The organism is Pseudomonas putida group bacterium ESBL64, from assembly GCF_045277175.1.
In the GTDB taxonomy this organism is placed as follows: Bacteria; Pseudomonadota; Gammaproteobacteria; order Pseudomonadales; family Pseudomonadaceae; genus Aquipseudomonas; species Aquipseudomonas alloputida.
In genome coordinates this window covers 718,638-742,829 of sequence record NZ_CP145799.1, presented here as the reverse complement: position 1 = coordinate 742,829, position 24,192 = coordinate 718,638, and the positions used below count along the sequence as shown (strand labels likewise).

Here is a 24,192-nt window from a genome sequence, read left to right as displayed (position 1 = left end):
CCTTACAGGTCCAGTGCCAGGCTTTGCCGCCCTTCCAGCGCCAGCAGATACTGCTTGGCCGCCAGGCCACCGGCAAAGCCGGTCAGGCTGCCCGACGCGCCGATTACCCGGTGACAGGGAGCAATGATCGAAATCGGGTTGCGGCCATTGGCAGCGCCAACCGCGCGTACCGCCCTGGGGTTGCCGAGCTGCCGGGCAATGTCGCTGTAGCTGCGGGTTTCGCCGAACGGTATCGCCAGCAACGCGGCCCACACCTGGCGCTGGAACTCAGTACCGGCAAAGTCCAGTGCCAGCTCGAAACGCTGGCGCTTGCCGTCAAAGTACTCGCCCAGCTGGCGCGCGGTTTCCCGCAGTACCGGGCACTGGTCGTCCCGGTGCAGTGCGCCCAGGCGTACGCGGTTTTCCCGCTCCTCTTCCCACAATACGGCTGCCAGGCAATTGCCACGGGCCACAAGGGTCAGCATGCCGACGGGCGATGGCATGATCGTGAATGCGCTGGACATAGCAGGCTCCTGCAAGTTGCGATCGGCCCACTGTACGCATCCACAGTCCTTGATGCACCCGCTTTCTTGCTCAGTTCATTGCGCAGCCGGCAATGTGCCGCGCCTGGCTGAGCGTGACCTTGGGTATCAGCTCAGCGGGAATGCGTGATGTTGCCGACAGGTTGTAGACGTGGAAATGCTCGCTGACCACTTCCCTGGCCATCAGCTTCAACGACGGCAGGATGCGGCTGTCCCAATGCTGATCGAGCCCGCACGGCGAAGACAGGCCTTGGCCGTCCTCGTAAAAGCGCCCGACGCTCTGGTCGAGGTCAACCCCCACCAGCAACACTTCCTCGAAGCCCAGGTGATAGGCCAACTGCAAGGCCACATAAGCCACCGTGCGGGCATCGAAAAAGCCATGGCCCATGTCTTTACTGAAGGCGATCGAGCGGCTGCGTTTGCTCCACAGTGCCCGGTTGCACACGCAACTGTCACCCTGGCCGCGCAAACCGTCCAGCAGGCTCGGCATGTCGGCTTTGTGCAAGGCATAACACTGGGTGTGAGCTGGCACATCGGTACGCGCATACTGCTCTGGCCACAAGGCCAGGCGTTCGCTGTCGCGCACGGCAGTGGCGAACAAGGCCGGCTGTTGCTGGCAAAAGCTTTTGTCGGTGCACACGTAGAAGAAGGGTTTGATGCCGTGTTCGGCGGTCATGGCGACCGAGCCATTCATGGCGATGATGGGCAAGTGCGCAAACTCGCCCAGCGGAAAATGTTTGGCAGAAGCGCCGGAGGCAAGGATTACCACGGGGCCCTGCTGGGAATTGCGACACGCCTCGAAACCGGAGAACGCCCCGCGTTCAGCGCTTGGCTGCGACGGAAGTGTGTTCATCAATGGCATCTTTAACTGGACAGTACAAACCACAATACTGATCCGTGTATATGCCGTGGCCGCTTTTACCTAACTTTACCTGGGTGAACTTACGTCAACCGCCATTCCCTTGTTTGGCGGGGTTTTGGAGCTGCTGAGCGCGCTGGCAAAGACCACGCCAGCAACAGGATGGGGCGCAAGGCGCCCCCAAGCATCGCAAGCCACTTCTATAATGCAGTCTGGCGAATGCGTTTCTTGTCGATCTTGCCGACACTGGTCTTGGGGATCTCGTCCACACACCGCACCTGCCGCGGTACGGCCCATTTGGCCAGGTGCCCGCTGTCAACATACGGCTGCAGGTGCCTGGCCAATGCCGACTGGTCCAACTGCACACCGTCATGACAGACCACCAGAGCCAAAGGTTGTTCCCCCCACTGTGGATCAGGAATACCGATTACCGCGACCGAGGCGACGGACGGGTGCTGGCTGATCAGGTTTTCCAGCGCCACTGAACTGACCCACTCGCCACCGGTCTTGATCACATCCTTGATGCGATCGCGGATGCGCACCACGCCCAGCGGGTCGATACAGGCCAGGTCACCGGTGTGCATCCAGCCCCCCAGCCACAGCGCCGCGCCTTGCTCCGGTTCGTGCAGGTAACCCTGGGTCAGCCAAGGCGCGCGCACCACGATTTCGCCCAGGCTCGCACCATCGTGCGGTACTTCCCTGCCCTCGCTATCGACGATGCGCAGGTCCACCAAGGCAATCGGCACACCGGCATCGATGCGCAGCGGCAGTTGCTGTGCCATGGGCTGTGCCAGCAAGTCGGTGCTCAGGTGGGTGATGCTGAGCAGCGGGCAGCTTTCCGACATGCCGTAGCCACAATGCACACTGATGCCGCGTGCGCTGGCACGCTGGGCCAGGCTCAGCGTCAGGGCGCTGCCGCCCAGCAGCATCTTCCAGCCGGTCAGGTCGGTGCAGCGCCCTTGCTCGCTGTCGAGCATCATCTGCAGCACCGTCGGTACGCAATGGGAGAACGTCACCCCCTCGTCATGGAACAGGCGCACCAGGCGGTTGGGCTCGTAGCGCCCGGGGTAGACCTGCTTGATGCCCAGCGCCGTGGCCACATAGGGCACGCCCCAGGCATGCACGTGGAACATGGGCGTGATCGGCATGTACACATCGCCGGTGCGCAGCAACGGTACCTCCCCACACGCGGCCAAGGTGCCCTGCTCGACCAGGGTATGCAGCACCAGTTGCCGGTGGCTGAAGTACACCCCCTTGGGGTTGCCGGTGGTACCGCTGGTGTAGAACAGTGTGGCCAGCGAGTTTTCGTCGAAGTCGGCAAATTCGAACTGTGGCGCTGCAGCCGCCAGCATGGCTTCGTATTCGCCCAGCAAAGGCACAGTCTGCGCGGCGGCAGCGCCGTCGCTGAGGCGGATGATGCCCTCGACGGTCGGCAGGTCGCCACGCAGCTGCTGTATCAATGGCAGGAAGTCGTCATGCACCAGTACCCACCGATCCTCGGCGTGGTTCATGGTGTAGCGCACCTGCTCGCTGGACAGCCGCAAGTTTACCGTATGCAAGACCGCGCCCAGCATCGGTACGGCAAAGAAACACTCCAGTGCCCGGTGGCTGTCCCAGTCGAGCAATGCCACCGTGTCGCCAGGCTTGACCCCGGCCGTGGTCAGCACGTTGGCCAGCCGTTGGATGCGTGCCAGCAACGTTGTGTAGGTGTAGCGCAGCTTGTCGGCGTAGACGATTTCCTGGTTGGGCTGGTAGCGCACACCCGACAGCAGCAGGCGCTTGATCAGCAGCGGATAGGCATAGGCCTGCTCGGCCCGGGGCATGACGCGAGTGGTGAGCATGTTGGCGGCCATCACAGTTGCACGGCCTCGAGCAGGTACAGGCTATCGCTGCCGGCCCTGACACTGGCGCTGAGCGAGTGGATGCGTGGTAGCAGGCGTGCAAAGTAGAAGCGCGCGGTACCGAGCTTGCTCAGGTGGAACGGCTCAGGTGCCGCTTGGCCCTGGCACACCACAGCCATGCGCGCCCACAGGTAGGCGTAGAAGGTGTAGCCAAACACGTGCAAGTACTCCACCGCCGCCGCGCCAAGCTCGCGTGGGTTGCCTTGGCTGCGGTCGAGCAGCCACGCACTCAGTTCGTCAAGGTTGTGCACGGCCGCCAGCAGTGGCGCACTGAACTCGGCGTGCGCCACTGGCAGCGCCTGGGCAAAGCTGACGATTTCGTCAGACAGGCCACGGTAGGCCTTGCCGCCATCACCAAATAGCTTGCGCCCTACCAGGTCGAGCGCCTGGATGCCATTGGTGCCTTCGTAGATCTGGGTAATGCGGCAGTCACGAATCAACTGCTCCTGGCCCCACTCGCGGATATAGCCGTGGCCACCCAGCACCTGCTGGCCGTGCAGGGTAGTCTCCAGTCCCATGTCGGTGAGGAAGGCTTTGGCTACCGGCGTAAGCAACGCCACCTTGGCCTCGGCTTTGGCGCGTGTAGCCGGGTCGTCGCTGTATTTGGCCAGGTCCAACTGCAACGCCACGTAGGTGGAAAATGCCCGCCCGCCTTCGTTCAGCGCTTTCATGGTCAGCAGCATGCGGCGTACGTCCGGGTGGACGATGATCGGGTCGGCAGACTGCGACGGCGCTTCGACACCCGACGGCGCGCGGCCTTGAAGACGATCACGGGCATAAGCGATGGCCCCCTGATAAGACCGCTCGCCCAGCGCCAGCCCCTGGATACCCACGCCCAGGCGCTCGTAGTTCATCATGGTGAACATGGCATTGAGGCCCTTGTTCGGCTCGCCGACCAGGTAGCCGATGGCGCCGTCGAAGTTCATCACGCAGGTGGCCGAGGCCTTGATGCCCATCTTGTGCTCGATCGAGCCGCAGCTCACTGCATTGGCCTCGCCAAGCACGCCGTCGGCGTCGACCAGCACCTTGGGCACCAGGAACAGCGAGATGCCTTTGGGGCCGGCCGGGGCATCCGGTAACCGCGCCAGCACCAGGTGGATGATGTTCTCGGTCAGGTCCTGCTCGCCGCCAGTAATGAAGACCTTGGTGCCGCTGATGCGGTAGCCGCCGTCGGCGAGGGGGTGTGCCCGGGTGCGGATCAGGCCCAAATCGGTGCCGGCGTGGGGCTCGGTCAGGCACATCGAACCGGCCCAACGCCCTTGGTACATGGGTGGCAAGTACAGCGCCTGCAAAGCCTCACTGGCATGGTTGAGCAGTGCCAGGCAGGCCCCGGCAGTCAGCATCGGGTACAGGCCAAACGACAGGTTGGCGGCATTGAGCATCTCTTCGAGTTGAGCGCCGATCACCTTCGGCATGCCCATGCCGCCGTAGGCCGGGTCGCCCGCCACACCGACCCAGCCGTCAGCGGCAAATGCCCGGTAGGCATCGGCGAAGCCGTCAGGCGTGCGTACCTGGCCAGCCTCCCAGCGGCAGCCCTGCTCGTCGCCACTGCGGTTGAGCGGCGCCACTCGCTCGGCAATCAGCTTGCCGGCCTGCTCGAGGATGGCCCGGGCAGTGTCACCATCGACCACCTCGGCCAGTTCGGGCGTTTGCGCCCACCAGGTGGGGATGTCGAACACTTCGTTGAACAGAAAATCCATGTCGCGCAGTGGCGCAAGGTAATCAGACATGAGGCGAGCACTCGGTTGCTTGGGTTTGCGAAAGCGCCGGCGCCTGGGCATCGGCAGCTGCCGGGGCGCCCTGGCCGCGCAGGAGGAAGTGCGACAGCGCGGGTATCAGCACCAGCGCGCCGAGCATGTTCCACAGGAACATGAAGGTCAGCAGCAGGCCCATGTCGGCCTGGAACTTGATTGGCGACCAGGCCCAGCCGGCTACGCCAGCGGCCAAGGTGATACCGACCAGCCCCACCACCCGACCGGTGAAGGCCAGGGCTTTCTGGTAGGCGTGGGCCAGGCTCAGGCCGGCGCGCTGATAGTGCAACTGCACGCTGAGCAGGTACAGCGCGTAGTCCACGCCAATGCCCACCCCCAGGGCGATCACCGGCAAGGTGGCGACTTTGACGCCGATGCCCATGGCCACCATCAACGCCTCGCACAGCACCGAGGTAAGCATCAGCGGCAGGATTGCCACCAGCGTCGCTCGCCAGCTGCGGAAGGTGACCAGGCAAAACAGGGTCACCGCCAGGTACACCAGCAACAGCATGCGGTGGTTGGCCTCGCGCACCACCTCGTTGGTGGCAGCCTCGATGCCGGCGCTGCCGGCGGCCAGCAGGAATTGGTGGTCAGCATTGCTGTTGGCCTGGGCGAAGCGCTCAGCCGCTACAGCCACCTGGGCCAGCGTGTCGGCGCGGTGGTCCTTGAGGTAGGCGATCACCGGCATCAGCGAACAGTCGTTGTTGAACAGCTCCGGGGCGTTGACCGAGGCTTGCTGGGCGGCGTAGTTGAGCACGTCCTGGTTGCGCTGCAGGCTGTTCAGGCGCGCGTTGCCTTCGTAGGTACCCGCAGTGATCTGGCGCACCGCGTTTGCCAGCGACACGGTGGTCTGCACACCCGGCAGTTGCTGCAGCTCCCAGGCCAGGCGGTCGGCGAGGATCAGTGTCTGGTATTGCAGGCAGCCTTCGGGGGCCGTCTTGACCATGACCGCGAAGGTATCGCTGGACAGTGCGTAATGCTGGGTGATGTAAGCGTTGTCGAGGTTGTAGCGCGAGTCCGCACGCAGCTCGGGGGCGCCACTGTCGAGGTCACCGATTTTCAGCTGGAGGCTACCCCAGGTGCCAAGGGCGGCCAGCACCAGGGCAGCCAGCAATGCAGCGCTGGCCCACTTGCGTTCGGTGAATCGGTCAAGCAGGGCCCACAGCCGGCCGAAGCCACGGTGCTGATCCGCGCGGGCATCGATACGTAGCGCTCGCTCGGCCGCCTTGCGGCCCACACCGACATAGGACAGTGCCACCGGCATCAACAGCAACGAGGTAAAAATCAGCACCGCCACACCAATGCTGGCGGTGATTGCCAGGTCCTGGATCACCGGAATATCGATCAGTATCAGCACCGCAAAGCCCACGGCATCGGCCAGCAGTGCGGTGACCCCGGCCACGAACAGGCGGCGGAAGGTATAGCGGCCGGCAATCTGCCGGTGCGTACCGCGGCCTATGTCCTGAAGGATGCCGTTCATCTTCTGCGCCGCGTGCGACACGCCGATGGCAAAGATCAGGAACGGCACCAGGATCGAATACGGGTCGATGGCATAGCCCAGCCAGGCAACGATACCCAGCTGCCATACCACCGCAGTCAGCGAGCACACCACCACCAGCAAGGTGCTGCGTACACAGCGGGTATAGCAGTAGATGATCACCAGGCTGGTCAGCACAGCCAGCGCAAAGAACGCCATCACCTGGATCAGGCCGTCGATCAGGTCGCCCATCAGCTTGGCGAAGCCGATCACATGAATGCGGTACTGGCCGCTGGCCTGGTACTGACTGCGCAATTGTTCGAGCTTTTGCGAAAAGGCATGGTAGTCCAGGCCTTTGCCGGTGGCTGAGTCCTGGTCCAGCAGCGGCACCACCAGCATGCTCGACTTGAAGTCGCGCGCTACCAGGCTGCCGACGATGTTGGCACGCTCGATGTTCTGCCTTAGCTGTTCGATATCACCGGCTGCGCCTTGATACCCGTCAGGCATGACCGGCCCGCCCTGGAAACCCTCCTCGGTAACCTCGGTCCATCGCACCGCCGGGCTCCACAAGGACTTCACCCATGCCCGGTCCACGCCTTGGCTGAGGAACAGTTCGTCGTTGATATGGCGCAGGGTCTGCAGGTAACCCGGGTCGAAGATGTCGCCGTGGGTGTTCTCTACCACCACCCGTACCGCATTGCCCAATCCGCGCAGCGAAGCGCGGTTTTCCAGGTAGTTCTGTATGTAGGGGTGGCTCTGCGGCAGCATTTTGTCAAAGCTGGGGCGCAGCTCCAGGCGCGTCGCCGCCATGAAGCCCAGCACCAACGTTGCCAGCAGCATGCACAGCAGAAATGGCCAGCGATGGTTGAACACCAGGCGTTCCAGGCAATTGCCCGAGCGTGGGTCGAAATCGGCGAGGTTGCGGATTACCGGAAGCGTATCTTGGCGGGTAGCGGCCATCAGGGTCTTCTCTTGTCAGGGGTGCAGCGTGGGGTTACCGGCCAGGTTGCGCGTGCCCCGCTCGCCCACCAGCACCAGGCCGTTACCGGCATCGCTGACGAGTGCGGTGACTGGGCTGCGGGGGCTGTGGGGTACCGGGCTGAAGCTGGCGCCGTCATCGCGGCTGAGCAGCAGGTCACCGGCCTGGCTGGCAAGCCAGAATTGCCCGTCACGGTCGATACCGGCGGCGGTGAGGCTGGCGTTGATCCCGGTGTCGATCAGTTGCCACTGCTGGCCGCCATCGGTACTGCGGTAGGCGTGGCCGCGCAGGCCGTATATCAGCAGCACGCCGGGCTTGCCGACAGCACCGAACAGGGTGCCGGCGTAGGGTGTGCCAACGCGAGCGAAGCGCTTGCCGTCCCACTTCAGCAACAGGCCCTGCTCGCCCGTGATGAACAACTCGTCGCCCACCGCGGCCAGGCTGGTCAGGTGCAGGCCTTGCGGGTTGTCGCTGTGGTCGAGCCACGGCTGCCAGTGCTTGCCGCCATCCGTGGTGCGAAGCAGCAGGTTGAACACCCCCACCGCGTAGCCCGTGCGGGCATCGCCGAACCACACGTCGAGCAAGGCATTGTCGGTGTCCGCGCCTGGCAGCTGTTCGGCCAGTACCCGGCCGTCCAGCTGTTTTTGCCAGTGCATGCCACCGTCACGGCTGTGCAGGACCACGCCGTCGTGGCCCACCGCCCAGCCCAGTTCGGGCGTGGCGAAGCTCACCGCATTCAGGTCGGCGCTGACCGGCACCTGGGCTTGCTGCCAGTGCCCGCCGTGGTCATCGGAATACAGAATGTGCCCGCGCGGGCCGACCGCGACCAGGCGCTGCCCGGCCAAGGTCACATCACGCAGGGCGCTGCTGCTGGCAAGGGCGCTGGGCATGGCGGGCACATCCAGCACATCGGTGAATGGCGCAGCCAAGGCTGCACCCTGCAGCGCAACCAGGGCCAGCATCACCACGCTGCATCGTTTGAAGACAGACATTGGAACCTCTGCTCCGTGCGTTCAGCGAATGCCGTTGCCGGCCAGCGAATCGGGCGACCATTGGGTTTTCGACAACGGGTCGATGTAACGGATGCCGCCGTAGGCACCGACCACGCCATTGAGGTTGTAGGTGCCGCCGATGAGGTCGTAGATCATGAACGGCGTGGCGTCCGGGGTCTGCTTGTCATAGCTCTGGGTGAGGAAGGCGAACGAACCCCTGTACAGCTGGCCACGGGCGTCGTACTGGTCCGAGGCCAGCGCGATCCAGCTGTCCTCATCAAGGTAGAAGCGGCGCTTGTGGTAGATGTGACGCGCGGCGTCCTTGAGCTTGCCTTCCACCACCCACACGCGGTGTTTTTCCCAGCGTACAAACTGCGGCGCCAGGTGGTTGGGGGTGATCAACTGCTTGACATCGGTGTTGTAGGTCAGCTGGTAGGTGTTGTAAGGCACGTACATCTCCTGCTTGCCGACCAGGGTCCAGTCGTAGCGGTCCAGCGCGCCGTTGAAGACAAACACGTCATCGTAAGTGCCAGAGCCGGAGGTGCCCGGGTTGGGCGTGTCGTAGGCCAGGTTAGGCGCCAGCTTGACCCGGCGCTGGCCCGGCAGGTACTGCCAGGCGCTGCGCGGCTGCACCTGCGGGTTGGCAGCGTCGCGCAGCATCATTGCTTCACCGGCACGGCGTGCGGGCCCGGTGTACACCAGTTTCATCTGGTAATAGGTGTCCTTGGCGCCGATCGGCTTGGCCATGTCCTCATAGATCGGGTAACTGATGTGCGCCTGGCCTGTGGTCGACAATGACGGTTTGCCGGCAGCATCGACGTTCCACGAGTCGTACTTGGCGGTCATGCTCACCCCCTGGTAGCGCAGCAGGAAGTTCCACATGGCCTCGGCGCCGTTCTGCGGAATGGGGAACGGAATGCCCGGCAGCACATTGTCCACGGCAGTGCCGCCCTCCTGGCTTCTGGCGCCGGTGGCGTTCTTGCGGGTGTTGTCCAGCACCGCCTGCGGCAGCGCAACGCTGCGGTGCGTCGGGTACACGTCAACGTGGTAGGTGGGGTAGCGCTTGAGCAGTTCGAGGGTAGTGGCGGTCAGTTGCCCCTTGTACTGATCGGCATTCCTGCCATCGATAACCAGCAACGGCTTCTCGCTGGCAAACGGGTCGGGGCGCATGCTGGCGCCGCTCTGATAGCTGGCCGGCGGGGTAAGCAGGCCGCCTTGGTAGGCCGGGATAGAGCCGTCGGCATTGCCGGCCTTTTCGGCGCCGAGGGTGGTCAGGTTGGTGCCCAGGTGTGCAGCCTGGTCAGGGGAAACGGCAGCCTGGGCGGCGTTGAGCGCGGCCAGCGACAGGCACGAGGCCAGCAGGGTACGTACGAAGGTCATGATGGTTGTCTTCCTGTGTAGGCGGTAGGAAACAGGGCTCAGAAGGTCGTCTTGACGGTCAGGTACAGCGCGCCACGGTCTTCGGTGGTGGCGCCACCGCCGGAGAAGGAGGCGTAGCCGCCGCCGTAGCAGGTGTAATCCTGTTCGCCGTCCAGGGCATTGGGGGTGCTGCCGTCGGTCTGGCCGTCCTTGCAGGCCTTGGTCTCACCGAAGCTGTCGACGTACTTGAGGTCGACGAAGTACTGGTTGTAGATCGCAGCGCTCAAGCCCACCGCGTAATTGCCGGTGTTTTCGGCGCCGCCGCCTTGCACCGGCGATACACCGTCCAGGCCGACGTTGACCGACAACGGCATGCTCAAGTCCATGCCCGGCAACACCTGGTACCAGGTGGGGGTGAAGTTGACGGCGATACCCCAGTTGTCGCGGGTCGCCTTGTCGATGCCGCGGTAGCTGCCCTTGCCTTTGTACAAAGCCTCGTTGTGGCTATCGAGCTTGAGCAGGTTGCTGTAGAACAGCTCACCCAGCAGGGTTGCCGAGTCGAACAGCGGCGTGTCACCCATCGTCATCAGGCCGTTGACGGTGAAATGCAGGGTGTCGCCAGTGGCGCTCAGGCTGTCACCATCCTTGGGCACGTCGTAGACCACCCCGCTGCTGGGCAGGCGCGCCGGCAGTAAACCGAAGCCCCCACCCAGGCCACCTTGGCCGGGGGCACTGACGATTGCCGGGATACTCGCCAGCGGCATGTTGTGGCGGATGTTGAGGTCGCTGCCGACGCTGATGCCGGCCACATCCTTGGACAGGCTCAGGCCATAGATGTCGATGTTATCGGCGTAGGCGAACTGGTAAGTGGTGCTTTGCAGCGAGTTGTACAGGTTACCGACCGCCCCTTGGCGGCTGCCCGGCGGGTTGCCGAAAGGGCCACTGGCCACGGTCATGCCGCGCGCATCGAGCCAGGCCTGAGGCAGAATCTCGGAAGTCTTGCGGTAGTAGAAACCGAGGGTGCCGCCCAGCCATTGCGGCGACCACCTGGCCATGATGCCCCAGTCGCCGCTCTTGCCGGGCGTCAGGTCATGACCGCGACGGAGGGTGGTCAGCGCTCCGCGCACCGGGATCAAGCCCGGGGTGCCGGTGTGGCCGAGCAGGAAGCTCTGCGCGCCCTCGCCTACCACATCGGCGCCGCCATAGTAGGTACCCGCTTCGGGCAAGCGGGCAGCATCCCAGTCGAAGAAGTACTGGGCCCCCAGGGTGAGTTCGGAGTTGACCAGGAACGAGGTCGACAGTTGGTTGCGAGGGACGAACAGCTCCTTGGCCTCGGTGCCTGGCGATGCCGCCAGCTTGGCCAGGTCCAGGCCGGACTGGCCATAGCTCAGCGAATGCACGGGGTTGAGCAGGGTTTCCCCCCAGAACAGGTTGTGCTGGCCCAGCTTGGCGCTGACCTGCGACGCTTCGCCCACGTCACGGCTCATGAATACGAACGCATCCAGCACTTCGCCTGATGGGCCGCTGTAGTATCGCTGGGCGTAGTTGCTCAGGTGCGGGCTGCCCAGGGGTATGCCAGTACCCGGCAGGCCATTGAGGCTGGGGCTGATGCCCGACTGATCACCGTTGCCATTGACGAACGGGTTGCTGTTGGAACCGGTGTTGTCGTAGGCCTTGTCGTACCAGCTGGCAGTGCTGACGCGAAAACCGGTGTTGCCCTGATACACCACATCCAGCTCGGTCAGCAGGTCGACCCGGTTGGTGATGTTGGTGCCGGCCTTGCGGAAGTTGTAGTCACCGTCGTTGCTGTTGGGCGTGCCCAGCATGCGCTTGTCGGCGCTTTCCGTGCGCACGCCATAATTGTATTTGACGGTATTGTCCAAGCGCACGGCCCAGTCTTCATTGCCGGTCTGGACTTCAACGGCCTGGGCGGCGGGCAGCGTGAGCAGGGCGACGGCGCAGGCGAGCAGGCAGCGCTGTGGCTTCACGGCAGGGTGAATGCGGTGTTCTGGCATTACGATGGCTCCACGTATTGTTATTGTTTTTTACGCCGCCCGTCTGTTGCGGGCGTGGCTGGGGCGTCCATGCGTTACTACAGGGTTTCGGCGTCCAGACGGCGGATCAGGGCCTCGGCCAAAGGCCAAGGGCCGAAACCGGAAGCCGGGTTGAGATGGCCGACGGCCCCCAGGTTGACCAGTTCACTGCCCCAACGGTGGGCAAGTTCGCTAACGGCGGCGTAGCTGGCCAGGTGGTCATTGCTGCTGGCCGCGACAATGCTCGGGAACGGCAGCGCCGTGGTTGGCAACGGCGACCAGCCCTGGGCGGCCAGGCTGGCTGGGCTTGGGTAGTGCGCCGGCCATTGGGCGTTGAGGTCTGGCGGTGCAGCCAGCAAAGCCCCCTTGATCGGCCACCGGTAACGTGCGGCCCAGTGGGCGACCATCAGTACGCCGGCACTGTGCGCCACCAGCAGCACCTGGCCGTCGATCTGCTCCAGTTCGCGCTGGATCGCCTCTACCCGGGCGTTGCAGCAAAGGCCGTCAAGCTTCAGCGGCGGTACGCTGCGCACCTTCGCCAGGCGGCTGGCAAGCAGCGTCTGCCAATGATCGGCAACGTGGTCGCGCAGGCCAGGGACGATCAACACGGTGGCAGTGGTTTGCAGTTTTTCCACGGTGAACCTCGTGTGCGGTGTAGCTGTTGAGGTTCACAGTAAACAGCCCTCCCCCCGGGTGCTTCACATTGGGCGTCAGGTACTTTTCATTTGATGACAATGGCCCGAACAGGGCTTTGCTTTTCAATTGATGACACGCAGGCTATAAAACCCGTGCACCTGCAAGCCAAGTGCTTTTTGTCGCAACAGCCTTGTGCTGCTGCCTGAAAGCGCCAGGTTGCCTGAACAATAGGGATAACAATAAAAAATGCCTGCCCTCGTCCGCGCCGCCAGCTTGACCAACTACCTGGAGGTGTCTCGCCACCTGGGTCTGAACCCCCACAAACTGCTGGCACAGGTGGGCCTCAGCGCGGCGTTGCTTGACGACCCCAACCGGCGTATCCCGGTGGCCAGCGTGATCAACCTGCTGGAAGCTTCCGCCAGCGCCAGCCAATGCGAGAGCTTCGGCTTGCGCATGGCCGAACTGCGCCAGTTGTCGGACTTCGGCGAAATCAGCCTGCTGCTCAGCCACCAACGCAACCTGCGCGATGCGCTGCAGGTGATCGTGCAGTACCGCCATCTGCTCAATGACGCGCTGGCCATTCATATCGAAGAAGCTGGCAAGACCGTGGTCATTCGCGAAGAGGTGATCAGCGAGCGCGCGCCCTGTAGCCGCCAGGCCACCGAGCTGGCTATCGGCGTGATGATGCGCTTGTGCGCGGCGCTGCTAGGCACGCACTGGCACCCGATCAGCGCCAATTTCACCCATGCGGCCCCCGCCGACCCCGCCATTCACCGGCGCATTTTCGGCTGCACGCTGGTGTTTGGCAGCGAGTTCAACGGCATCGTCTGCCCTGCCGCCGACCTCGACAGTGCCAGCCCGCAAGCCAACGAAGCCATGGCCCGCCTGGCGCGGCGCTACCTGGACACGCTGCCAGCAGGCAGCGAACCATCGCTGGAGCTGGAGTTGCGCAAGACCATCTACCTGCTGCTGCCCATGGGGCGGGCCACCCTCGAGCAAGTGGCGCAAACCCAGGGCATGAACGTACGCACCCTGCAGCGGCGGCTGGAAGACAGCGGCTTGACCTTCAAGGACCTGATCAACAGCGTGCGACGTGACCTGGTGATGCGCTACCTGGAGAACCCCAGCTATTCGCTGGGTCGCATTGCCGATATGCTCGGCTACTCGATGCCCAGTTCGTTCACCCGCTGGTTCATCGCCCAGTACGGCATGCCGCCGGCCAGCTGGCGGGCAAGCAGTGTCAGCCCTGCTCCCCAAACCCGTCACTATCGAGGGTGATGAATACCGCATCACCCTCCTGCTGCACCGGGTAGCAGGTAACTTTCAACGCCTTGGAATTGACCAGGTAGCCGCTGGCCAGGTCGAAGCGCAGGCCGTGGGCACAGCACTGAATCACCCGCCCTTCCAGGCGCCCACCACACAGCGACGCCCCTTGGTGCGGGCAGCTATCGTCGATGGCATAGAGTGCACCGGCGACATTGAACAACGCTACGCTGCGGCCCTCGCAAGCCAGCAGCACTCGGCCATTGCGCTCCGGCAGTTGGCTGGGGTTCAGGGCGATACGCAGGCTCATGCCTGCACCCCCTCTGACAAGGCGTCGGTCATCGCCGCAAACAGCGCCTCGGCTGGCCGCACCCCGGCAATCAGAGGGCCCAGGTTGAAGCGATAACGTGGCACGGCACTGCCTGCACGCCCTGCACCGTCGAGAAACGGGCTGCCATCATCACGCAAACAATCGATTACCTGCGCGGCCTTGAGCCCGCAACTCTCGGCAATGCCGAGCAATGTGCGGCCATCGCCGAGGTCGCGGCCTTGGTGGAAATAGGCAATGAACAGCCGCTCCAGCAACGCTTGCTGTTGCGACGCGCCAAGCAGACTGCCGGCGCGCTGCATCAACCGGTGGGCGTTGCCGGTGTTTGGCATGCGGCAGATGCGCGAGAAGTCGATGTCCTCGCCCACCACACGGGCAGCGGCGCGCACCTGAGCCTGGCGCTCGCGCACTGCCTGCTCGCTGCCCAGGCGTTGAAGGTAGAACTGCTTGAAGGGTACCCCATTGGCTGGCAGCCCCGGCAGCAACTGCACGCCCTGCCTGTGAACCTGCACTTGCACGTGTGGCTGCTCACGCTGCAACAGCAACAGCGCAGCTTGCAAGTGCCGCTGGCCAATCAGGCACCAGGGGCAGACGAAATCGAAGAACACCTCGACGGACAATTGCTGTTTCACAGTTTCAACTCCTGCAGCGCAGACGATCCATGTCGCGGTGGTAGTGACGCTTGGCAACCAAGAACACAGCCGCCGCTGCAATGCTTGTGAGTGGCACCAACTGCAGCGCCGCCTGAAGCCCGATCAGGTCAGACACCCGACCGGTGATCAGCGGCCCGGTGGCCAGGCCCAGCAGGTTGTTGGCCAAGGTCAGGGTGGCGAATGCCGTGCCATGCACAGCAGCGTGGGTCAGGTTGGCGACCATGGCACTGGACGGGCCATTGGTGCCGGCGGCTATCATCATGCCCAGGCAGATCAGCACCAGTTGCGCGGTACCGGCAGGCAACGCAAAGGCTATGCTCAGCAGCGCGCAACTGCCCAGGCAATAGCCGATGGCCAGGCTGATCTTGCGGTCGGGGCGCTGCCGCCCAAGGCGATCGCAGAGCATGGCGCAGAGAATCATGCCGATACCACTGCACAGCACGATGACGGCGGCGATCGCCCCCGCGCGGTCGGTGCCCATGGCGTAATAGCGGTTCAGGTAGCTGGGCATCCACACGATCAGGGTGCCGCCGACAAACAACTGCAGGCCACTGCCGACATAGGCGGCGATGACCGAACGGCTGCTGTACAGGGTGCGCAGCGGGTGGCTGGCCTTGTCCAGCGCCTGCTGCGCGCACTTGGGCGCAATGCGCCCCTCTTTGACGATGACCGGGTAGAGCATCGCCAGCACCAGGCCGAACAATGCCATGCCGGCGAATGCCCAGCGCCAGCCCAGGTGCTGGGCCAACACCCCGCCCAAGGCCATGCCCAGCACCGAGCCGAACATGCCGCCCGCCATGAACGCCCCGGCCAGCGTCGAGCGCATGTCGCGGGGGAATACCGCGACCACCACGGCAATGCCGACACTGCCATAGGCAGCCTCGCCGACCCCGACCAGAAAGCGCGCAATGAACATTTGCGGGTAGTTTTCCGCCAGGGCACAGCCGAGCGTGGCCAGGCTCCACAGCACGGCCATCAGCACCAGGCTGCGTACCCTGCCGAAACGGTCGGCCAGCAGCGACAACGGGAAGGTCAGCAGGCCGACCATCAGCGCGACGATGCCGCTGAGCAAGCCCAACTGGCTGTCGGTCAATGCCCATTCACCCTTGAGCAGCGGAAACACCGCATTGAGCACCTGGCGCGACATGTAGTCGGAGATCAACAGGCCGAAGGTCAAGGCGAAGACGACCCAGGCATAGCGCCGGGGGATGCTGTTGGCAGTGTCGGTGCCGGAGTCTTCGGCGCTGACGAGATAGGTGGCCATGTTGCCTCCTTGGGTGTGAAACGTGGGTGTTGTTTTTGTTGTTATGGGTAACCGCCAGAACTCACGTTGCTTTTTGTGGCCTCTTCGCAGGTATGCCCGCGAAGAGACCGGGCCTGCCATAACCGCATCAAATGCGCTGCGGCACGCCCTTCTCACCCGCCTGGCGGTTCGGCGCCATGCCATTGGCTTTCAGCGTCTGCTCGATGCTGTCGTACTGCTGCCCGATGCGGTAAATGGCGCGGGCCTCCTTGCCGCTGGCAATCTCGCGCCCCAGCTCATGGGCCACGCGCACGGTCTGCTGGATCTGCTGCACCGAGGTAAAGCGTTTGCCGTGCTGGTCGATGAGGGTGTCTTCATTGCCGCAGCGCGGGTGCAGGCCCATGGCCAGTGCCATGGTGTTGAACGGCAGCACGTTCTTGAGCAACGATTCGGCAGTCAGGGTGCAGCCGTCCGGCGCGCGGTGGATGAAGTTGAAGAAGTTGAACGGGTTGGGGCCGTCGAAACCGCCGCCAATGCCGATCCAGGTCAAATTCAGCGGCCCCATGTAGTCACCTCGGCGCACGATGCGTTCGAGGGTTTCCAGGGCATGCATGCCGGTCAGCTGGAAATGCGGCTGGATATGGCTGGCCTGCAGGCGGCGCAAGTGCTCGCGGACCCAGGCCGGGCCGGCCGGCACGGTCATTTCGCTGTAGGCGGCATGGATTGCGGGGCTGGCCAGCGAGGTGCCTTCAAGGTACTCGGGGTACAGCAACTCCATGATGTTCATCTGCGTGGTGTTGATGGCCACGGTCACCTGATCGGGGCGCGGCGTCAGCTCGGCAAGCATGTGCCGGGTGTCATCCGACAGCCATTTGGCCGCCTCGCCTTCACCTTCCGGGGCGAAGGAAATCGAACCGCCAACTTGAATGATCATCTCCGGCACAGCTTCACGTACCCCGGCGATCAGCTCGTTGAACTTGGACAGGCGCTTGGAGCCTTTGCCGTCCAGCTCACGCACATGCAAGTGCAGCACGGTGGCACCTGCCTCGTAGCAGTCGACGGCCTTCTGCACCTGCTCGTCCATGGTCAGCGGAATGTCTTCAGGGAAGTCTTCGGGCATCCACTCCGGGCCATAAGGGGCGACGGTGATGACCACCTTTTCCATGTTTTCCGGGTGCAACGAATCGTCGAAGAATTGCATGCTGTAGTCCTCGCTATTGTTATTGTGCGGTTACCGCCAGGGACGGCGGCAGGCTTAGAACGTGCGGCTGCCCTTGATCCCGGCACGCTCCATCTTGCGATGGCATGGCGGGTAGTCCATGACGGCGTAATGCTGGGTGCTGCGGTTGTCCCAAATCGCCACGCTGTTGGGCTTCCAGCGCCAGCGCACCTGGTATTCGGGCAGGTAGGCCTGGCTGATCAGGTAACGCAGCAGGTCGCCGGCGCCCGGGTTTGCATCCTGGCCGAAGCGCACCCGCTGCGGGGTGTGGTAGTTGCTGAAGTGGGTGGTGAAGGCGTTGACGAACAGCACCTGCTCGCCCGTTTCCGGGTGGGTGCGTACGACCGGGTGCTCGGCGTCGGGGAACTGCGCCTTGAGTGCCAGCCGTTTGTCCAGCGGCATTGCGGCGCCGAAGCTGGCCTCGATGCTGTGGCGGGCGCGCAGGTCTTCGATTCTGGCCTTTACATCGTTTGGCAGGTTCTCATAGGCCATCACCATGTTCGCCCACAGGGTATCGCCGCCAACCGGCGGGCATTCCACACAGCGCAGCACACACCCCATGGGCGGAGCCTCACGCCAGGTGGCATCGGTGTGCCAGGCATTTTCATAGCGGTCGTTGGGCTGGTCCGGGCGCTTGTAGATCTGCACCAGCCCCGGGTGCTCCGGGTCGCTCCCGGCCACCGGGTGGTCCTCCAGCTCGCCGAAGCGGCGGGCGAAGGCCACGTGCTCGGCACGGCTGAAGTGCTGGTCGCGCAGGAACAGCACACGGTGCTGGAGCAACTGCTGGCGCAACTGGGCGAACAGTTCGTCATCGTGAATCGCATCGGCCAGGTTGACGCCACTCACCTCGGCACCGATCGCGCAGGTCAGTTGTTCAATGTGCATGCTGTTGCCCTCTTCAGATGACGAAGATCGACGAGCCCGTGGTTTTGCGGGCTTCCAGGTCACGGTGGGCCTGTACCGCGTCCTGCAGGGCGTAGTGCTGATTGATTTCGATACGAATGCGCCCGCTGCTGACGTGGTCGAACAATTCGCCGGCCAGGTCAGCCTTTTCTGCCGGATCGGCGATGAAGTCGGCCAGTGCCGGGCGGGTAAGCTGCAGCGAACCCTTGATTGCCAGCAACTGCGGGTCGAACGGCGGGATGGTGCCCGACGCCGTGCCGACGCAAACCATCAGCCCGCGGCGCTTGAGCGAATCGAGCGAGCCGGTGAAGGTGCTCTTGCCGACACTGTCGAACACGACGTTCACCCCTACCCCGTCGGTCAGTTCGCGCACGCGGCTGGCGACGTCTTCGACGCTGTAGTTGATGACGTGGTTGCAGCCATGAGCGCGGGCCACCTCGGCCTTGGCCTCGGTGGATACTGTGCCGATCACGTTCAGCCCAAGCAGCCGCGCCCACTGCGCGACAATCAGGCCCACCCCGCCAGCAGCCGCATGCAGAAGCACGCTGTCACCGGGTTTGAAGTCATACAGCCGGCGTAACAGGTAGGCCGAGGTCAGGCCGCGCATGGTCATGGCGGCAGCAGTCTCGAAGGCAATGGTTTCCGGCAGCTTGATCAGCGCCGCAGCGGGGATCAGGCGCTCGGTGCAATAGGCACCCAAGGTATTGAGGAAACCGGTATAGGTGACCCGGTCACCGACCACCACCTGGGTCACGCCTTCGCCCACCGCCTCCACCACCCCGGCAGCTTCAACGCCGATGCCATTGGGCAGCGCGATTGGGTAAGTGCCGTTACGAAAGTAGGTGTCGGCATAGTTCAGGCCCACCGCCACCTGGCGCAAACGAACCTGCCCGGGGCCGGGCTCGCCAACCTCGGCGTCCTCGTAGCGCAATACCTCGGGGCCACCGGTCTGATGGAAACGTACCACTTTGGACATGCTTGTCTCTCCAATCATCGATCTGGACGTCAGGCGTCAGTGTTGGGTGATTGGACTGTATGCCCTTGGCTTGCGGGGTGCTTCGCATCGGACGACAGCGGGTTTTCATTTGATGACAGCACGTGTCGACGCACCGGTGTTCGGACCAGCGCCTTTATTCATGAGGCTGCTTGATGGTTACCTCTTGCGAGACTAATACTTAAATCTCTGCCTGGGGAGGCACGAAAAATGCAACCAAGATTCGTTATCGTTCCCGCTGTGCCGATCGAAAAGGAATCGTTCCGCGTTGGCAGCCGCTACTACGCCGCTACCGTGTGTGGAGGGTTCGACATTTATGACAATCAGGCAAAGGAACGGCTCAAGCCGAGCTATCCGAGCCGCACGGAGGCGCAGGTGAAATGCGAGCATTTGAACAAGCGGGATGAGTTGGGGTAACTGCAGGAGATCGGGGCGGCTCAACCCGCTCGGGGCACGGGTTCAATCCAGGCATTGCTTGGCAGCCTGGCGTAATTTGTCGCCAGACAGAAAGCTGCCCTTGTAGAAAGTCGCGCGGCTGCCCTCGTGAGCGTCAACCACATCAAGCACATCGTCGCTTGCCACGGCGCTTGGCGCCGTGAGCCGGTAGCCGTGGGCTATCGACTTCTGCGTGGCCTGTGGGGCCAGCGCCTGCCATTTTGGCAGGACACAGGCGGCGTACTGCTGCGGCGATTTTTGGGTCAGTTTGCTGGCAGTGGGTTTGCCGGGGCTTGCGCAACCGGCGAGGCTGGCAACCAACACAGTGGCGATAAAAATACGAATGTCAGGCATTTGCAATCGACCGTTATGGATACGCTGCATTCTAACGGGCGTGACGCCGCGTTACTAATCAACCAAAGTCTTGCTGCAGGACGACGCCCAAGCGGGATCAGTGTAGCGCACCTGATATTTCTGCCAGTAGCCGGGGCACGCCGCAACAGTGAAACTCCCGAGGGACATCACACCACGACTCGGCAGGGCTTCATACCATGCAAACGAACGCCAACCACACTCAGTTCTTCTATCAGAACGGCAAACTCGTCACCCTTAAAACCGGTGAACAGGGCCATAGTATCTTTCGCTCGCCGGACGTCCCCCTTGCCGAGCGACAATCAGACGACACCGACGCCATCGGATTGCTGGCAACTGACGACAAAGGTTCGGTGCTGCAGGTACAGGAGAAAAGCTGAAGCCCTGAGGATACTCCGGCGCCATTGCGAGCCAAACCCGGGGTCAGGGCTTGGCTCCCCTGTACAATACGATGGCTGCTATATCCAGGACCAACACACTGCCGACAACCAGGAACATGATGTACAGATCTTCAGAGAGCATTGCAGTGTCCCCCAGATGCGCCGGTTTCAAAGGGGTATGCAATTACTGATCCCGTCAGCGCATCCGCTAGCGAACTGCGACTCAGCTGAACTTTAACTTGACCACTTTGCTCAGCGCCCAGCCACTGAAGACATAGAACGCATCCAGGTAGAAGCGCCCTGCGTAGTTGGGCAACGGCGTTTGATTCAACAGCACATCTGGCTCGGGCGCAGGAGGAAACAGTGCATAAAAGCCGTTGGGCAGCACTGCCAGTGCCAGCAGCAACAGGTAAGTCGAGGCTTGTAGCAGGGTGGCACGATTACTGGATCTGGCGGACCACTTCAGCCCGTAGTAGGCAACCAGGCCGGCAACAGGCAAAACCCAGAAATGCGTCGGCATCCCAATGAACATTTCGGCGACTACGCTTCTTGCTTCCACCTGCGACTCTCCATCCAAATACAACGATTATTACGGGCGGGGCCGGCAAATGCAAAGCAACGCTGCTCAGGCCATACCGGCTCCACCCGCCCTTTTTGAACGTTGCCGGGCAGGCGATCGGCAGACAAAAAGCCCGCTCTCGACGGCGGGCTATTGGTGTGGGGTTGGATGATTACGCTTTTGAACACATCAGTGCAGCATCCAGCAACCTGCCATGGTCGTACCAGGCATCACGTTGATAGGCCGTGAAGTGGCGCTCGCTTCCCGTGCCCCGCAACTCTACAAGACCTTCTGCCTTGTCGGGGTCAGTGCTTTCGACGAAAAGCCTGACCGCGTTATCACCCTCGACTTCATAGGTTTTCACATTCCCTTGTAGCTCGCCTTTGACGCAGCCCAGATAGGCGGGTGGGCTTTTCACGGTAGTGCCAGCGGTATAATCGTGGCTGTCACGCACATCCGGGTTTTGTGCGCAGCCTGCGACGAACAACGAGGCTGCCCCGATTACCAGTATTGCACCTGCCAGCGATCTTGAGTTTTTCACGCGACACGCTCCTGCAGCCCCATCGAAAACTGGGAAATGTTGCCAAGCAGCCTGCCCTTTTTTGGTTTTTGTCCTGCCCATGTTACTGCGCAACGACAACAGGGCATCAGGTTTGTTTGCTATATAGGGTTCGGGGCGTTTTCCTCACACCCTGCGTTGGCCCCGATTACGCGTAAGGCCTGACCCATAACCGGGGTCAGGGAATGGCATTGAGAAACACATATGTCGCCGCCAGATCCAGTACCAGCACAGCAACCACGCTGAAAATCATGTAATAGCGGTCATCCTGAGTCATCTCTGCGTACTCCGCATGATCAATGTCTCAGGGGTCACAGCAATTCTCGTTCCAGCGCCCAGGTGCAGCCCGCTGACACCGCGCCCGCCAAACAGCGCAATCGCGCAGTCAGTCCTTGATCTGGCATACGCCATTGGCTTTGTTCTTACCGGTATACGAGACGTCAGGCGAGCCGTCCGGGTTGATCGACAACGATACCGTTACCCCGCCACCTTTGGCCTCGAAATAGTTGTCATTGAATTTTTTCAGCGTGGCTTCCTTGCCATTGATGTAGACAGGCCCACCTTTATCGGCATGGACCTCGATATTGCCGGGGCATGTTGCGTTCAACAGCGGAATACCGGCGTGGGCAGCGCCCGATGCGGCAAGCAACAGGCCCAGTAACAAACGCTTCATTTGCAGTGTCCTCGTGGGGTTGTCGGGGGTGCGCGCGTTAAAGCAGTCCTGCGATAGCAAAGAGGCTCATCGCGCGTTCGAGATGGTAGGCAAGCACATGCAGGCTCATCTCGCTACGCATTTTTTTTCATTCAGTGCATCCAGTCCGCCCGTTGGCGGGTATTGCTAGTGGGCGGCCTTTGACTGCCCAGCCCAATGACTTTCAGGAGCACTGTCCATGAACTTCAAATACTCCGCCTGCCTGCTCGCCTGCAGCCTCGCCCTTGCGCTGCAGCCCGCCCACGCCCAGACCACGCTGCCAGAAGCGGTCAAAGTCCCTGATGGCCATCGCGTCCTGCTCGAAACCGTCGGCGTCGGCGAGATCACCTACGAGTGCCGCGACAAGGCCAACACCCCCGGTCAGACCGAATGGACTTTCGTCGGCCCCAAGGCAGTGCTCAATGACCGTGGCGGTAAACAGGTGGGCGACTACTTTGGCCCACCCGCTACCTGGCAGGCCAAGGATGGCTCGAAAGTCACTGGCACCCAGTTGGCAGTGGCACCGGCGGACAAAGGCGCCATCCCCTATCAACTGGTCAAGGCCAACCCGGCCGAAGGCAAAGGCGCCATGCAGGGGGTCAGCTACATCCAGCGCCTGGCCACCCACGGCGGTGTGGCGCCGTCAGTCGACTGCACGGCGCAGAACAAAGGTGCCAGGCAGGTCGTCCAGTACCAGGCTGACTATGTGTTCTGGACAGCCAAGTGACACGCACCTGACCCAACGCCCTGCGAGTGATGATCTACGCTCGATGGCAAGCCCCCCGGCTGGATGGCCGGGGTACTTGCCTTACACAAGGAAGCCACACACGTTGAACTCGCCGGCCACTCCCTTCGACTTCCACCGCTGCCTGTTAGCCTGTGCACAGGGTGACCGGCGGGCCCTGCAGGCGCTCTACGATCACGAAGGCGCGCGCCTGCTGGGTGTTGCCCGGCGTATCGCACGTGACGACGCCACCGCAGAAGACATCGTCCACGATGCGATCATCCGCATCTGGACCCGCGCTGCCAGCTACGACCCGGCGCGCGGCTCGGCTCGAGGCTGGATCTACAGCATTACCCGCCACCTGGCGCTGAATTCGATACGTGATACCCGCCGTGAAACTGTACTGACCGATGCCGACACCGAAACTGCGTCAACATTGCACGGGAGAATTGATGACCTTGACCTCTGGTCCGGCTCAGCAAAGATTTACCGCTGTCTTGAACAACTGCAGCCCGCACCGCAACGCTGCATCCTGCACGCCTACGTGGACGGCTGCAGCCACGCCGAGATAGCCGGTTTATTGGGCGCGCCACTGGGCACTGTCAAGGCCTGGATCAAACGCAGCCTCAAAGCGCTACGGGAGTGCCTGGAATGAAGCCCGATTCTGCCGAAGAACTGGACAGCCTCGCCGGGGAATATGTGCTGGGGACCTTGTCGCCGGAGCAATATGCCGCGGCGGCCGAACGCCTGCGTACCGACCCCGCGCTTCGCGCCGCCGTGGATGCCTGGGAGGCCCGGCTGCTGGAGCTGACCGCGCTGTCTACCCCGCAGCCACCGAGCCCCCGCCTGTGGCGCCGCATCCAGCGCAGCCTCGATGAGCTACCCGCACCGCGCACGCAGGCTCGCTGGTGGCAACGCCTCGGCCTGTGGCAAGGGCTCAGCGCCGCAGGGCTGGCTGCAAGCCTGCTGCTGGCGTTTACCTTGCTGACAACGCCCCCCTCTACCACGCAATACCTGGTGGTGCTGGTGGCGCCGAACAGCCAGGCCCCCGGCTGGGTGGTGCAGGCCAGCGACAGCCACATGATCGAACTGCTGCCGCTGGGCCGGGACACGGTCCCCGACGGCATGGCCCTGCAGTTCTGGACCAAGGGCGAGCAATGGCGTGCTCCGGTTTCGCTTGGCCTGGTCAAACCGGGCGAACCCTATCGAGTTCCGCTGGAAAGTTTGCCACCCTTGGAGGCCAATCAATTGTTCGAGCTGACGCTGGAGAAAGCCGGTGGCTCGCCGACCGGTCTGCCGACAGGGCCGGTGAAGTTCATTGGTCGCGCGGTGAAAGTGATATGACAAGAAAGGGCCGCAGA

25 protein-coding genes are annotated in these 24,192 nt (G+C 62.9%); 6 read left to right on the top strand and 19 right to left on the bottom strand.

Annotated elements, in window-relative coordinates; all coding sequences use genetic code 11:
- Positions 1 to 2: 2 nt before the first annotated feature.
- The 9 genes from V6093_RS03345 to V6093_RS03305 form a co-directional block, all read right to left on the bottom strand.
- Positions 3 to 503, bottom strand: a complete 501-nt coding sequence (locus tag V6093_RS03345) for a methylated-DNA--[protein]-cysteine S-methyltransferase (RefSeq protein ID WP_004576657.1) — start codon at positions 501 to 503, stop codon at positions 3 to 5.
- Positions 504 to 573: 70 nt separating this feature from the next.
- Entirely contained in the window at positions 574 to 1,374 is an 801-nt protein-coding gene (locus V6093_RS03340; protein WP_179053032.1) for a lipopolysaccharide biosynthesis protein, read from the bottom strand.
- A 206-nt stretch (positions 1,375 to 1,580) separates the two neighbouring features.
- Entirely contained in the window at positions 1,581 to 3,221 is a 1,641-nt protein-coding gene (locus tag V6093_RS03335; protein WP_406669703.1) for a fatty acid--CoA ligase, read from the bottom strand.
- An 11-nt stretch (positions 3,222 to 3,232) separates the two neighbouring features.
- Complete coding sequence (locus tag V6093_RS03330) at positions 3,233 to 5,011, bottom strand: acyl-CoA dehydrogenase C-terminal domain-containing protein (protein ID WP_406669702.1); 1,779 nt, start codon at positions 5,009 to 5,011, stop codon at positions 3,233 to 3,235.
- Positions 5,004 to 7,469 (bottom strand): RND family transporter, encoded by a 2,466-nt coding sequence (locus V6093_RS03325; RefSeq protein WP_406669701.1) that lies wholly within the window; start codon positions 7,467 to 7,469, stop codon positions 5,004 to 5,006. Before V6093_RS03325 ends, V6093_RS03330 begins: the two co-directional genes overlap by 8 nt.
- A gap of 15 nt (positions 7,470 to 7,484) precedes the next feature.
- Complete coding sequence (locus tag V6093_RS03320; protein ID WP_012052442.1) at positions 7,485 to 8,480, bottom strand: YCF48-related protein; 996 nt, start codon at positions 8,478 to 8,480, stop codon at positions 7,485 to 7,487.
- A 21-nt stretch (positions 8,481 to 8,501) separates the two neighbouring features.
- Complete coding sequence (locus tag V6093_RS03315; protein ID WP_406669700.1) at positions 8,502 to 9,860, bottom strand: DUF1329 domain-containing protein; 1,359 nt, start codon at positions 9,858 to 9,860, stop codon at positions 8,502 to 8,504.
- Positions 9,861 to 9,898: 38 nt separating this feature from the next.
- On the bottom strand, positions 9,899 to 11,854 hold the full coding sequence (locus V6093_RS03310) for a DUF1302 domain-containing protein (protein ID WP_406669699.1): 1,956 nt from the start codon (positions 11,852 to 11,854) through the stop codon (positions 9,899 to 9,901).
- Between the two features lie 77 nt (positions 11,855 to 11,931).
- A complete protein-coding gene (locus V6093_RS03305; protein ID WP_014860235.1) occupies positions 11,932 to 12,507 on the bottom strand; it encodes an alpha/beta hydrolase in 576 nt (191 codons plus the stop codon).
- A 247-nt stretch (positions 12,508 to 12,754) separates the two neighbouring features.
- Between V6093_RS03305 and V6093_RS03300 the strand changes: the two genes are divergently transcribed.
- A complete protein-coding gene (locus V6093_RS03300; protein WP_014860237.1) occupies positions 12,755 to 13,786 on the top strand; it encodes an AraC family transcriptional regulator in 1,032 nt (343 codons plus the stop codon).
- Here the strand turns inward: V6093_RS03300 and V6093_RS03295 are convergent.
- The 6 genes from V6093_RS03295 to V6093_RS03270 all read right to left on the bottom strand — a co-directional run bounded on the left by V6093_RS03295 (position 13,749) and on the right by V6093_RS03270 (position 19,093).
- The gene (locus V6093_RS03295) at positions 13,749 to 14,081 is read right to left on the bottom strand and encodes a Rieske 2Fe-2S domain-containing protein (protein WP_012052447.1); all 333 of its coding nucleotides are present in this window, start codon (positions 14,079 to 14,081) and stop codon (positions 13,749 to 13,751) included. The genes V6093_RS03300 and V6093_RS03295 overlap by 38 nt on opposite strands.
- Positions 14,078 to 14,731, bottom strand: a complete 654-nt coding sequence (locus tag V6093_RS03290) for a DsbA family protein (protein WP_047604891.1) — start codon at positions 14,729 to 14,731, stop codon at positions 14,078 to 14,080. Before V6093_RS03290 ends, V6093_RS03295 begins: the two co-directional genes overlap by 4 nt.
- Positions 14,732 to 14,735: 4 nt before the next feature.
- On the bottom strand, positions 14,736 to 16,016 hold the full coding sequence (locus V6093_RS03285) for an MFS transporter (protein WP_047604892.1): 1,281 nt from the start codon (positions 16,014 to 16,016) through the stop codon (positions 14,736 to 14,738).
- A gap of 127 nt (positions 16,017 to 16,143) precedes the next feature.
- Complete coding sequence (locus V6093_RS03280) at positions 16,144 to 17,196, bottom strand: 3-keto-5-aminohexanoate cleavage protein (protein WP_047604893.1); 1,053 nt, start codon at positions 17,194 to 17,196, stop codon at positions 16,144 to 16,146.
- 54 nt (positions 17,197 to 17,250) lie between these two features.
- Positions 17,251 to 18,099 carry a TauD/TfdA family dioxygenase gene (locus tag V6093_RS03275; protein ID WP_179053029.1) on the bottom strand — a complete coding sequence of 283 codons (849 nt, stop codon included), beginning with the start codon at positions 18,097 to 18,099 and terminating at the stop codon, positions 17,251 to 17,253.
- A 13-nt stretch (positions 18,100 to 18,112) separates the two neighbouring features.
- Complete coding sequence (locus V6093_RS03270) at positions 18,113 to 19,093, bottom strand: quinone oxidoreductase (RefSeq protein WP_179053028.1); 981 nt, start codon at positions 19,091 to 19,093, stop codon at positions 18,113 to 18,115.
- A gap of 228 nt (positions 19,094 to 19,321) precedes the next feature.
- Between V6093_RS03270 and V6093_RS03265 the strand changes: the two genes are divergently transcribed.
- Positions 19,322 to 19,528, top strand: coding sequence for a hypothetical protein (locus V6093_RS03265; RefSeq protein ID WP_003248274.1), 207 nt, complete (start codon positions 19,322 to 19,324; stop codon positions 19,526 to 19,528).
- Between the two features lie 42 nt (positions 19,529 to 19,570).
- On the opposite strand, the gene V6093_RS03260 is transcribed toward V6093_RS03265, so the two are convergent.
- A complete protein-coding gene (locus tag V6093_RS03260) occupies positions 19,571 to 19,930 on the bottom strand; it encodes a hypothetical protein (RefSeq protein WP_179053027.1) in 360 nt (119 codons plus the stop codon).
- 167 nt (positions 19,931 to 20,097) lie between these two features.
- On the opposite strand from V6093_RS03260, the gene V6093_RS03255 reads away from it, so the two are divergent.
- Complete coding sequence (locus tag V6093_RS03255; RefSeq protein WP_003248269.1) at positions 20,098 to 20,298, top strand: hypothetical protein; 201 nt, start codon at positions 20,098 to 20,100, stop codon at positions 20,296 to 20,298.
- A gap of 223 nt (positions 20,299 to 20,521) precedes the next feature.
- Here the strand turns inward: V6093_RS03255 and V6093_RS03250 are convergent, their stop codons facing one another.
- The 3 genes from V6093_RS03250 to V6093_RS03240 all read right to left on the bottom strand — a co-directional run bounded on the left by V6093_RS03250 (position 20,522) and on the right by V6093_RS03240 (position 22,089).
- Positions 20,522 to 20,830: a hypothetical protein gene (locus V6093_RS03250; RefSeq protein ID WP_003248263.1), complete on the bottom strand. Its 309-nt coding sequence runs from the start codon at positions 20,828 to 20,830 to the stop codon at positions 20,522 to 20,524.
- Positions 20,831 to 21,029: 199 nt separating this feature from the next.
- Entirely contained in the window at positions 21,030 to 21,398 is a 369-nt protein-coding gene (locus V6093_RS03245) for a hypothetical protein (protein WP_010953909.1), read from the bottom strand.
- 403 nt (positions 21,399 to 21,801) lie between these two features.
- On the bottom strand, positions 21,802 to 22,089 hold the full coding sequence (locus tag V6093_RS03240) for a hypothetical protein (protein WP_012052457.1): 288 nt from the start codon (positions 22,087 to 22,089) through the stop codon (positions 21,802 to 21,804).
- Positions 22,090 to 22,306: 217 nt separating this feature from the next.
- Here V6093_RS03240 and V6093_RS03235 point away from each other — a divergent pair, with 217 nt between their 5' ends.
- From V6093_RS03235 to V6093_RS03225, 3 genes are all read left to right on the top strand, one after another.
- On the top strand, positions 22,307 to 22,834 hold the full coding sequence (locus tag V6093_RS03235; RefSeq protein ID WP_047604895.1) for a DUF3455 domain-containing protein: 528 nt from the start codon (positions 22,307 to 22,309) through the stop codon (positions 22,832 to 22,834).
- Positions 22,835 to 22,937: 103 nt separating this feature from the next.
- Positions 22,938 to 23,486 carry a sigma-70 family RNA polymerase sigma factor gene (locus tag V6093_RS03230; protein WP_003248253.1) on the top strand — a complete coding sequence of 183 codons (549 nt, stop codon included), beginning with the start codon at positions 22,938 to 22,940 and terminating at the stop codon, positions 23,484 to 23,486.
- Positions 23,483 to 24,175, top strand: a complete 693-nt coding sequence (locus V6093_RS03225; protein WP_047604896.1) for an anti-sigma factor domain-containing protein — start codon at positions 23,483 to 23,485, stop codon at positions 24,173 to 24,175. The genes V6093_RS03230 and V6093_RS03225 overlap by 4 nt, the downstream gene beginning before the upstream one ends.
- Positions 24,176 to 24,192: the final 17 nt, after the last annotated feature.

Bases quoted from the DNA above. Each gene is read 5' to 3' on its own strand.
- V6093_RS03330 (WP_406669702.1), bottom strand. From the start codon at position 5,011: ATGTCTGATTACCTTGCGCCACTGCGCGACATGGATTTTCTGTTCAAC.
- V6093_RS03250 (WP_003248263.1), bottom strand. From the start codon at position 20,830: ATGTTCATTGGGATGCCGACGCATTTCTGGGTTTTGCCTGTTGCCGGC.
- V6093_RS03235 (WP_047604895.1), top strand. From the start codon at position 22,307: ATGAACTTCAAATACTCCGCCTGCCTGCTCGCCTGCAGCCTCGCCCTT.
- V6093_RS03345 (WP_004576657.1), bottom strand. From the start codon at position 503: ATGTCCAGCGCATTCACGATCATGCCATCGCCCGTCGGCATGCTGACC.
- V6093_RS03340 (WP_179053032.1), bottom strand. From the start codon at position 1,374: ATGAACACACTTCCGTCGCAGCCAAGCGCTGAACGCGGGGCGTTCTCC.
- V6093_RS03285 (WP_047604892.1), bottom strand. From the start codon at position 16,016: ATGGCCACCTATCTCGTCAGCGCCGAAGACTCCGGCACCGACACTGCC.
- V6093_RS03300 (WP_014860237.1), top strand. From the start codon at position 12,755: ATGCCTGCCCTCGTCCGCGCCGCCAGCTTGACCAACTACCTGGAGGTG.
- V6093_RS03280 (WP_047604893.1), bottom strand. From the start codon at position 17,196: ATGCAATTCTTCGACGATTCGTTGCACCCGGAAAACATGGAAAAGGTG.
- V6093_RS03310 (WP_406669699.1), bottom strand. From the start codon at position 11,854: ATGCCAGAACACCGCATTCACCCTGCCGTGAAGCCACAGCGCTGCCTG.
- V6093_RS03225 (WP_047604896.1), top strand. From the start codon at position 23,483: ATGAAGCCCGATTCTGCCGAAGAACTGGACAGCCTCGCCGGGGAATAT.
- V6093_RS03275 (WP_179053029.1), bottom strand. From the start codon at position 18,099: ATGCACATTGAACAACTGACCTGCGCGATCGGTGCCGAGGTGAGTGGC.
- V6093_RS03295 (WP_012052447.1), bottom strand. From the start codon at position 14,081: ATGAGCCTGCGTATCGCCCTGAACCCCAGCCAACTGCCGGAGCGCAAT.
- V6093_RS03270 (WP_179053028.1), bottom strand. From the start codon at position 19,093: ATGTCCAAAGTGGTACGTTTCCATCAGACCGGTGGCCCCGAGGTATTG.
- V6093_RS03260 (WP_179053027.1), bottom strand. From the start codon at position 19,930: ATGCAGCGTATCCATAACGGTCGATTGCAAATGCCTGACATTCGTATT.
- V6093_RS03265 (WP_003248274.1), top strand. From the start codon at position 19,322: ATGCAACCAAGATTCGTTATCGTTCCCGCTGTGCCGATCGAAAAGGAA.
- V6093_RS03325 (WP_406669701.1), bottom strand. From the start codon at position 7,469: ATGGCCGCTACCCGCCAAGATACGCTTCCGGTAATCCGCAACCTCGCC.
- V6093_RS03240 (WP_012052457.1), bottom strand. From the start codon at position 22,089: ATGAAGCGTTTGTTACTGGGCCTGTTGCTTGCCGCATCGGGCGCTGCC.
- V6093_RS03320 (WP_012052442.1), bottom strand. From the start codon at position 8,480: ATGTCTGTCTTCAAACGATGCAGCGTGGTGATGCTGGCCCTGGTTGCG.
- V6093_RS03335 (WP_406669703.1), bottom strand. From the start codon at position 3,221: ATGCTCACCACTCGCGTCATGCCCCGGGCCGAGCAGGCCTATGCCTAT.
- V6093_RS03315 (WP_406669700.1), bottom strand. From the start codon at position 9,860: ATGACCTTCGTACGTACCCTGCTGGCCTCGTGCCTGTCGCTGGCCGCG.
- V6093_RS03255 (WP_003248269.1), top strand. From the start codon at position 20,098: ATGCAAACGAACGCCAACCACACTCAGTTCTTCTATCAGAACGGCAAA.